This window comes from Clostridium sp. (genome assembly GCF_018372875.1).
In the GTDB taxonomy this organism is placed as follows: Bacteria; Bacillota; Clostridia; order Clostridiales; family Clostridiaceae; genus Clostridium.
In genome coordinates, this window is record NZ_JAHAIF010000080.1 from 1 (window position 1) to 8700 (window position 8700).

The window sequence follows — 8700 nt, forward strand, 5'->3', positions numbered from 1 at the left end:
ATGGCAATTACTAAGGTTTTAGCTAGTTCTGCTTTAGTTATTGAAGTGGAAAATGGATCAGACAAAAACGGAGCTCCAACTTACAGAAAGAAATCTTTTGCTGGAGTTAAGGGCGATGCTGCTGTTGAAAATGTATATGCTGTTGCAGATGCTGTAAAAGCAGTATTGAAGAATCCAACTAGAAACTACTACCTAAATGACTCTAACTTGCTTGACAATGACCAAGCGTAACAGGTGTAATTTCTAAATCTTAAAGAAAGGGGGAACTAGGTTATGGAATACACTTTATCTATGACTTTTACTACATCTAATGGAGATAAGTCTACTATCTCTATTGAAGGAGTTAAGGAAAACTTAACTCAAGCTGAAGCTTCTACTTTAATGGATGCCATTATAGAAAAGGATATTTTCCTTACTAAGAATGGTACATTAACTGGGAAGTATTCAGCTCAGTTAGTACAAAGACAAGTTACTAAATTTGAAGTAGCTTAATATATGAAAAGAAGGGGCTTACTAATTGAAGCCTCTTCTTTTATCATATACTTAGCTTCTACTTTCTTAGTATTAAGACATAAAATTTTACTTATATATTTAAATTTATATTAATCAAGTACAATTAATTTTTTCTATTCCATTTTAATTACATTCTTTTCAATATACTCTAAAATATTAAATGGTTCATTTTTTATTTCTTGGCTTATTTCAGAATGTTGATCTAAAATAGTTTTTAAATAATTTCCTTCTTCATTATTTAACTTCAAAATAAAATAACCTTTTATTTTTACGAAAATAAATACAAAACTTTTATAAAAAACTACTTTCGTTATATCAGAATATTTAACCTCAATCTCATCATTATATACTATCTTTTCCTCATCTATTGTAACCTCAGATATTTTCGATGATTTATATATTACATCATCAACTTTTTGTTCATATTTTTTCCCTTTGGAATGAAACCATATTATCCACATTGTAGAAAGTATTGCAACCAATAATACAAAGCTAAATGCAATATAATTTCCGATATAATATACTAATCCAGAAAGCGGATATAATATTGGAGTCAAAATGTGAAGTAGTTTACGAGACAGTTCTTCATTCCCAAAAGGTACATATGGCATACGATATTTAAACTTTAACATATACTCAAGGCTTTTCTTATCCTCATCATTAAAAATTTGATTTATTTTCATAATACTCCTCCTTATATTTAAGATTAAATACTATTATGAATTTATTATAATACTATATTATTCAATCTTTAAAGAACACTTTCTACAAATACAAAAAAGAAGCTCCATATAGAAGCCTCTTCACCCATTCTCAATAACCCTCTCTTCAAATATCCTCAAAACTTTCTTAAGTCCCTCATTCTCCTCCATTAGCTTCTTATTCTCCATAGCCAATATCAAGTTCCTATTAGCATATCCCCTAAGAGCAATTTCTAACCTCTTAATCCTCTTATCTTCCTCTCCATTCAAACCTACCACATCCTTATATTAAATGCTTGTCCACCTTGTTATCTCATTTATCCCCTTTTATCCATTCTAACTTTATTACCTTAACCTGTAGTTATTCTCAATATTCTTAGGTATCTCAACAACATACCTCTTACACATCTCATATATTCTAGAGCCAACCCCTTCATCAATATCTAAAAGCTTGTCCATAGTAAATTCCGTAGAAACTATAATGGGCAAACAGTTATAATACCTATAATTTATAATCTCAAACATTATGTTAATATCACTCTCATTTATCTTTCCTTTGAAAAGATCATCTATAAGAAGCACATCACAAACCTGATATTTGTTAATTATATTTGCATAATAATCTCCATCTAACATATTCTGCTTTATTGAAGTAACCACATCTCTGTAAGGCAAATACACAACATTTAACCCACTCTCAAGGAAATTTAGGCATAATGCAACAGCTAAATGAGTTTTACCAGCACCTACTTGTCCACAAAATATAATGCTATTATGCCTTGAATATCTTATAACCTCAAATTTCACATAATATGAGGATGCACTATCCTTAGCTTTTCTTGAAAAATCATTCCACACCTTATAATTATTAAAGGTATACTTGCACATGTCCACTTTAATTCCTGATTCCTTCCACTGTCCCTTTACCTTATTAACATTTTGACATTCACATTTTACAAACAAGGCCTGAGCATGTTCTCTAGGAATTATAATCCACCCTCTATCACGACACTTTTCACACTTATATAAGGTCTTCTGCTCTTGCTCTCTCATTCTCTGACAAAACTTCTGGCTCATTTGGTTTAAATCCACTAAACTCCCCTCCATTACTAACTCCCTTCTCCTTTGGGTACCCTTCTCTTTCCCAGTTTTTAAGAATACCATTTATATACCCCATGGTAATCTTATCCACTTCAATAGCCTTATCAATTGCCATTTTCACATATTTAAGATCATACATTTTTAAAGCTAATCTTATTGATGGTATATTTAGCACTCCAACTCTGCCTAAAAGATTTTCATAGTAAGAGACTAATTCTATGCTTTTCTTATCTATATCTTCATTCTCTTTCTTAATAGATATATTTATATATCTATTATCTTCTTCTTCTTTCTCTTTAGTTACTGTAACGTTACTTTCCATTACATCATTTTTCTTTTTAGCTCTACATTTTGCTACCCTTTTTCTAGTTTGCTCTCTAACTCTCTCCATACCTTCTACATTTTGATATTTTTCCCAATTAACAATTCTTATAATATTATTTTTGTCAATATCTATCATCCCTAAATTTCTCAGCGTTCCCACACCTAACCTAATAGAGTTTATTGGTCTATTAAATATAGTAGCTAACATTTCTTCTGTATAAGGTTTTCCTTCTGATAAAAAATTAAACCACCAGCATTAGTCCTTCCTGCTTGAATCAGTAACCTAATCCAAATATAATTTATAGTATCATTCTCTGGCATTGCTTCTATTAGCTTCATTTTTTCATCATAAAATATATCTAAACTTATCTTTATCCATTTTAAATCCATGGTAAGCCCTACTCCCCCAAAAAAATTATTTTTAAATTCAATTAAGCCTTCCCAAGATGCATCTAATTTCTTTACTTCACAGAAATTTATATAAGCTTGTAGAATTTTGAAATCCATATCTCCCCCTATGATTCCACCTCACCATCTTTACCAAATAACTCATCAACAGTAAAATTCAGAGCATCTGCAATTTTATTTTTAGTATCATTTTTTATGTTCTCCCCCTTATTTTGTTCAAGCCTTGAAATAATTGTTCGACACACTCCAGACTTTTCTGCCAATCTCTCTTGAGTAAAACCTTTAATAACCCTTGCAACCTTTAGATTCATCATTACCTCCTTATAAAAGTTAATACTTTTTACATTTTTTGTTAATATTCTTTACAAAAAGTATATCTATTAATAACACTTGCTGTCAACCATTATTTTACATTTTGTAAAATTAATTAACTTTTATGTTATTTATACCCACTTATTGTTTACTTTTTTATACAATTTGTATATAATTCCAATTGTGAGGTGTTTTTATGGATATTAACAACAAAATAAGAAAACTTAGGTTTAAGTTGAATTTAACCCAACAAGAATTTGCAAATAGAATAGGCATATCTAGACCCTCTTTATCTAATTATGAAAAAGGTACTAGAATGCCTTCCATGACTGTAGCTCAAAAGATTTGCAAAGAATTTAATGTAAATCTTAGCGACATAATTGATCAAGATTATTCAATGACATCATCAGAATCTAACTTATTAAAAAAAAGTAATTTATATGAATATGAATTTAATACTAAAAAGTCAGCTGATCATCTTAGCTATAAACTTTTTAAAGATTATTTAACTTCTTTAGGTTATCCTGTTGAATCTATGGAGGATATAAATTTATTGAAACTTTATGAAGCTAGTAAAGAGTTTTATCAATTTCAAATGTTTAAGATGGGTTACATACAAATTTATGAGGATTAAATAAAGGAGGTGATTATTTCACCCCCTTTATTTAATCATATTTTACTAAAATCGTGATTTATTATTTCTATTAGCTTAAATTCATTATTTTCAAATTCAAATTTTAGTATACAACAATTACCTAATCCCTCTTTTTGGTCAACATCACTAGTATGAGCCCAGTATCTCATAAATTGACGACAAGCAGCTCCATGAGAAACAGCTAAAACTGTTTTATGATCATCATTTTTCATAATTTCGTAAAGAGTTTCTGCTACTCTCTTTCTTAATTCAAATTCATCTTCACCACCATACTTAACAAAAAAATCTCCATAAGGTAAAGGTGGATTTAAATCTTCGCTTTCTCCCTCAAAAGTGCCAAAATTCCATTCTTTCAGACCTTTTACTCTCTTATAAGGAATATCAGTAACATACTCTAGTGTATCACAAGCTCTTTCAGATGTAGATGAATAGGCATGATCAAAGGTTATGTTGTTACTCTTAAAATACTCTCCAGCAATAATAGCTTGTTTAACTCCTAAATTAGTTAATGGAGCATCACACCACCCTTGAACCTTTCTTCTAAGATTAAATAATGTTTGTCCGTGTCTCATTAAATACAATGTTTTTTTCATAACTCTTTCTCCCCCAATTATCTAATAAGGTTTGCCAACATTTCTACTGATGAAGCTTCTTGATGATTAAAGAAAGAACTTTCTTTTTTATCTAAAGCAGAAATTTTATTCATATCATCTTCATTTAATTTAAAATCAAAAACATCTATATTCTGCAACATTCTTTCTTTGTTAACTGTTTTTGATAGTGGAACAATTCCTCTTTGAAGTAACCATCTTAAAATAACTTGTGCAATTGATTTACCATACCCCTCTCCAATTTCCTTTAAGATAGCATTATTAAACATTCCATTTTTTCCTTCTGCAAAAGGAGCCCATGCCTGTAGTTGTACCCCATACTTGCTATTGTAATCCTGTGCCATTAATTGTTGATGAAATGGATTAATCTCAATTTGGTTTACTGCTGGTGTTACTTCATTGAATAAAGCTAAGTCAACTAAACGGTCTGGATAAAAGTTTGATACACCTATAGCCTTAATTTTCCCCTCTTTATATAAATCCTCCATAGCTCTATAAGTTCCATAGTAATCATTTAGTGGCTGGTGGATTAACACTAAGTCTAAATAATCTAACTTCATTTTCTTTAAGGAAGCTTTTATAGATTCTTTTGCTTTATCATATCCTCCATTGCTAATCCATACTTTAGTTGTAATAAATAATTCTTCTCTAGAGATAGATGATTTAGCAATAGCTTGTCCAACCCACTCCTCATTTCCATAGGATTGTGCTGTATCAATTAAACGATATCCAACATCAATTGCATCTACTACAGCCTTAATGCATTCTTCTTTATCTGTAATTTGAAAAACTCCAAACCCAACTGCTGGCATTTTTATACCATTGTTTAAAGTTACATATTCCATTTTTACCTCTCCTTTATTTTTATTATTTAATTCTATATAATATATACTATCAGTCGGTAGTAACTACCGAGCAAGTTTTTTATTATTGGGGAGTGATTTTATGTTTACAACAAAAGAGGTATGTAAGGAAGTAGGAATATCTTACGAAACATTAAAGTTTTACTGCAAGGAAGGTTTAGTTCCAAATGTGAAAAGGGATAAAAATAATTATCGTATTTTTGATGAGAAAAATATTGCATGGTTAAAGGGATTACAATGTTTGAAGAAGTGCGGTATGAGCATTAAGGATATGAAATTATATATGAATTATTGTATGGAAGGTCCATCTACAATTCCTGAAAGAAAAGAAATGCTTAACAAATTAAACGAATCTTTAGTTAAAAAAATTAATGACCTTAATGAATGTATTAATTTTATTGAAAATAAACAAGCCTTCTATGATGATGTATTAGATGGAAAAATAAAATATGTAAGCAATTTAATTGATATAGAAGATTAATAAAGCCAATGACTCTTTTAAAGTCATTGGCTTATTTCTATTTGGCTTTATTTTTAGATATTAACTTAGCTACAAATGCACCAATTAATGCAGGTATAATCCAATTAAATCCTAGATTATTAAAAGGAAGCTTGTGTATAAAACCTATATTAATACCGAAGCTATCTATAACAGTTAATGCACTAATAACAAGTGTGATATAAGCTGCCCCCTTGAACATGCTGTCAGTAGTAAATATTTTTGGCATAGAACTAAGTAAAACTAAAATGATAGCAACAGGATATAAAACTGTAAGTATTGGCACTGCAATAGCTATTATCCTATCAACCCCTAGGTTGGACATTATTGTACTGTATATGCATATTCCAATTACTAAATGCTCATATTTAATTTTATTCTTTGTTAAATCTGAAAAGTATTTAGCAGTAATTGATGTTAAACTTGCTGCAGTTGTAAAACATGCACAGGCAACAATTATACCTAATAATATAGTTCCTAAGTTTCCTAATAAACCTCTAGTTATAGTAGATAATAGCTCTGTTTGAGACATTAATCCATTATAACTATTAGACATAGTTGCTCCTAAGAATGCTAGTCCACCATATACAACTATTAATCCAAATCCAGCTATTAAAGAAGCCTTAATTGTAAGACTAGCTACTTCCTTTTTATCACTATATCCCCTACTTTTAAATGAGGCTATTATAAAGGCAACTACTCCCCCCATCCCTAAGGCATCCATTGTTTGGTACCCTTGTGTAAGTCCATGGGCAAATAAACTTTCTGAATTTATATCTGTTTTTATATCCCCAATGGGAGAAATTATACCTTTTACAATTAGAATAAATAATGTAACTAACAGTACTGGGGTTAAGTATTTTCCAATAATATTTACAGTCTTAGATGGCCTCATTGTTAGTAAAAATACTAATGCAAAGAAAACAATTGAAAATAAAACTTTATTAAAATCACCAAATATAGGTGCTATACTTAGCTCAAAAGTTGTAGCACTAGTTCTAGGAATAACAAGTATTGGTCCTAAACAAAGCATCATAATAACTTCAATTCCAATACCAAACCTTTTACCTGCACGACTAGCAATATTTTGGTATGATCCAGCCTTTGCAATGGCATAAATAGATAAAAGTATTATTCCTATATCTGCCACAATAAATCCCATAAAACTAGTTAACCAATTACTACCTGAAGTTGCCCCCAAAAATGGTGGAAATATTAAATTTCCTGCCCCAAAAAAGTTAGCAAATAGCATAAATCCTATAATTAAAACATCCATTCTTTTTCTCATTACAATCCCTCTTTCTTTAGTTTATATACAGAAAAGCCACATAGTATACACTACATGGCTTTTTATTTCTTAGGATTGAAAAAACCACATAGCATCATCTATGTGGCTTAAAAACAACAAAAATTAGCCATCATAGATACAAACAATCTCTAGTCTGTATCTATGATTAATATTACTATCTATCACAAATACAAACCTAACTATAATAGCTAAAATAATACTTATTTATTTTTACTTTCTTACTTAAGTTTATATTATTAATCATTTTGCTTTCTTCCTTCTGTAAAAATATTAATTCTTTTTTAATTATAACTATTTTCTTCCATAGAGTCAACTATATTTCAACTTCTGTTACATCATCCTCTAGTAATATTATTTTATTTTAACATATATAAAACTAATCTTAGATACATTCTGTAAAGTTTATTGATATAATATATTTATAACTTTTTAGGAGGATATATAAATGACAAAAATTAAGAAAAAATCATATTTATTGTTACTTTTTTTAATACTTGTTTTGGTATCTTTTTTAACTTTTTCAAAAAAGCAAACTATAGATACATATAGTTCTAATAATTATAGTATCAAAATAAAAGCTAAAGATTCATTTTCATTTGGCCCACATAAGATTTTTATTTACTATAAAACAAAAGATGATATATTTTATAATGATCTTTTTGATACACTTCTTTTTAATGATGGTTCTACTATAAGTAAAGATAATTTTAAAGTTGAATTTAAGAACAATAATTGTATTCTATCACTATCAGGTTGTGAAGGTAGTAGTTCATATTTGATAAGTTTTTCTGAAAATAAAGTTTCATATACTGATATATCTGAGATTCAATCTAATTAAAGTATATTTTTATTAAGAAAATATATTTAACATATTCAACTTTAATGAAATAAATTATCTTCATTTACTGTTTTTTTGCGTTTTTTAAATAATTGATTATATGAGGTGATAAAAATCGTTCTAAATATTAATACTATTATAGTACTAATATTACAATAACTTTTAATTGTTTCGCTAAAGTATCTTTAATGAATAACAAAAGCCAATGATCTATTATAATTGACTTTTAACTACGTTAAATCACTTATTACATTGACTCTTATCTGAAAATAATGTTTACCTCTGAAACTCCAAGCTTTTCAGAAAGACTTAGAGTTAACAGATTGAGATCTCTCGTTGGTTTTTGTGTTGCCGGTTCAGATAGATATCCAACCCCTTCAGAATCAGATAACGCTTATTGGGTTTACTATATATAATAAAAAGGGGCTGTCGCACTAAATAATTAGTGCGTAGCTCTTTTTTTTTGTAAAAAAATAAATCCCAAACTCTACGAGTTTAGGATTTATGATAAAATATTCTTATGCAAAAAAGAAACATTTTACAAAAGAATTATACTTCAAATCAAA

12 protein-coding genes and 1 pseudogene are annotated in these 8700 nt (G+C 28.8%); 5 read left to right on the forward strand and 8 right to left on the reverse strand.

Features of this window, described 5'->3' with window-relative positions; translation table 11 throughout:
• Both KIB46_RS15710 and KIB46_RS15715 read left to right on the forward strand, forming a co-directional pair.
• Positions 1–231: DUF1659 domain-containing protein (locus tag KIB46_RS15710; protein WP_291673112.1), on the forward strand; the 231-nt coding region annotated here is incomplete at its 5' end.
• Positions 232–273: 42 nt separating this feature from the next.
• The gene (locus KIB46_RS15715; RefSeq protein WP_065254296.1) at positions 274–492 is read left to right on the forward strand and encodes a DUF2922 domain-containing protein; all 219 of its coding nucleotides are present in this window, start codon (positions 274–276) and stop codon (positions 490–492) included.
• 134 nt (positions 493–626) lie between these two features.
• Here the strand turns inward: KIB46_RS15715 and KIB46_RS15720 are convergent, their stop codons facing one another.
• The 5 genes and pseudogenes from KIB46_RS15720 to KIB46_RS15740 all read right to left on the reverse strand — a co-directional run bounded on the left by KIB46_RS15720 (position 627) and on the right by KIB46_RS15740 (position 3358).
• Positions 627–1196: a hypothetical protein gene (locus KIB46_RS15720; RefSeq protein ID WP_156561506.1), complete on the reverse strand. Its 570-nt coding sequence runs from the start codon at positions 1194–1196 to the stop codon at positions 627–629.
• Positions 1197–1316: 120 nt separating this feature from the next.
• Positions 1317–1484 (reverse strand): hypothetical protein, encoded by a 168-nt coding sequence (locus KIB46_RS15725; RefSeq protein WP_291673118.1) that lies wholly within the window; start codon positions 1482–1484, stop codon positions 1317–1319.
• Positions 1485–1559: 75 nt separating this feature from the next.
• Positions 1560–2267, reverse strand: coding sequence for an ATP-binding protein (locus KIB46_RS15730; protein WP_156561536.1), 708 nt, complete (start codon positions 2265–2267; stop codon positions 1560–1562).
• Positions 2236–3029: pseudogene (locus tag KIB46_RS15735) on the reverse strand (phage replisome organizer N-terminal domain-containing protein). Before KIB46_RS15735 ends, KIB46_RS15730 begins: the two are co-directional and overlap by 32 nt.
• 125 nt (positions 3030–3154) lie before the next feature.
• Positions 3155–3358 carry a helix-turn-helix transcriptional regulator gene (locus tag KIB46_RS15740; protein WP_291673120.1) on the reverse strand — a complete coding sequence of 68 codons (204 nt, stop codon included), beginning with the start codon at positions 3356–3358 and terminating at the stop codon, positions 3155–3157.
• A gap of 197 nt (positions 3359–3555) precedes the next feature.
• Between KIB46_RS15740 and KIB46_RS15745 the strand changes: the two genes are divergently transcribed.
• Entirely contained in the window at positions 3556–3993 is a 438-nt protein-coding gene (locus KIB46_RS15745) for a helix-turn-helix transcriptional regulator (protein WP_291673122.1), read from the forward strand.
• A gap of 35 nt (positions 3994–4028) precedes the next feature.
• Here the strand turns inward: KIB46_RS15745 and KIB46_RS15750 are convergent, their stop codons facing one another.
• Positions 4029–4607, reverse strand: a complete 579-nt coding sequence (locus KIB46_RS15750; RefSeq protein ID WP_156561509.1) for a histidine phosphatase family protein — start codon at positions 4605–4607, stop codon at positions 4029–4031.
• 17 nt (positions 4608–4624) lie between these two features.
• Positions 4625–5470, reverse strand: coding sequence for an aldo/keto reductase (locus tag KIB46_RS15755; RefSeq protein ID WP_291673124.1), 846 nt, complete (start codon positions 5468–5470; stop codon positions 4625–4627).
• A 100-nt stretch (positions 5471–5570) separates the two neighbouring features.
• Here KIB46_RS15755 and KIB46_RS15760 point away from each other — a divergent pair, with 100 nt between their 5' ends.
• Positions 5571–5969: a MerR family transcriptional regulator gene (locus KIB46_RS15760; protein ID WP_156561511.1), complete on the forward strand. Its 399-nt coding sequence runs from the start codon at positions 5571–5573 to the stop codon at positions 5967–5969.
• Between the two features lie 37 nt (positions 5970–6006).
• On the opposite strand, the gene brnQ is transcribed toward KIB46_RS15760, so the two are convergent.
• Positions 6007–7275: a branched-chain amino acid transport system II carrier protein gene (gene brnQ, locus KIB46_RS15765; protein ID WP_156561512.1), complete on the reverse strand. Its 1269-nt coding sequence runs from the start codon at positions 7273–7275 to the stop codon at positions 6007–6009.
• Positions 7276–7741: 466 nt separating this feature from the next.
• Here brnQ and KIB46_RS15770 point away from each other — a divergent pair, with 466 nt between their 5' ends.
• The gene (locus tag KIB46_RS15770; RefSeq protein WP_156561513.1) at positions 7742–8134 is read left to right on the forward strand and encodes a hypothetical protein; all 393 of its coding nucleotides are present in this window, start codon (positions 7742–7744) and stop codon (positions 8132–8134) included.
• Positions 8135–8700: the final 566 nt, after the last annotated feature.

Excerpts from the sequence above, each read along its gene's own strand:
- KIB46_RS15745 (WP_291673122.1), top strand. The coding sequence starts at position 3,556 with ATGGATATTAACAACAAAATAAGAAAACTTAGGTTTAAGTTGAATTTA.
- KIB46_RS15740 (WP_291673120.1), bottom strand. The coding sequence starts at position 3,358 with ATGAATCTAAAGGTTGCAAGGGTTATTAAAGGTTTTACTCAAGAGAGA.
- KIB46_RS15720 (WP_156561506.1), bottom strand. The coding sequence starts at position 1,196 with ATGAAAATAAATCAAATTTTTAATGATGAGGATAAGAAAAGCCTTGAG.
- brnQ (WP_156561512.1), bottom strand. The coding sequence starts at position 7,275 with ATGAGAAAAAGAATGGATGTTTTAATTATAGGATTTATGCTATTTGCT.
- KIB46_RS15750 (WP_156561509.1), bottom strand. The coding sequence starts at position 4,607 with ATGAAAAAAACATTGTATTTAATGAGACACGGACAAACATTATTTAAT.
- KIB46_RS15715 (WP_065254296.1), top strand. The coding sequence starts at position 274 with ATGGAATACACTTTATCTATGACTTTTACTACATCTAATGGAGATAAG.
- KIB46_RS15755 (WP_291673124.1), bottom strand. The coding sequence starts at position 5,470 with ATGGAATATGTAACTTTAAACAATGGTATAAAAATGCCAGCAGTTGGG.
- KIB46_RS15730 (WP_156561536.1), bottom strand. The coding sequence starts at position 2,267 with ATGAGAGAGCAAGAGCAGAAGACCTTATATAAGTGTGAAAAGTGTCGT.
- KIB46_RS15770 (WP_156561513.1), top strand. The coding sequence starts at position 7,742 with ATGACAAAAATTAAGAAAAAATCATATTTATTGTTACTTTTTTTAATA.
- KIB46_RS15760 (WP_156561511.1), top strand. The coding sequence starts at position 5,571 with ATGTTTACAACAAAAGAGGTATGTAAGGAAGTAGGAATATCTTACGAA.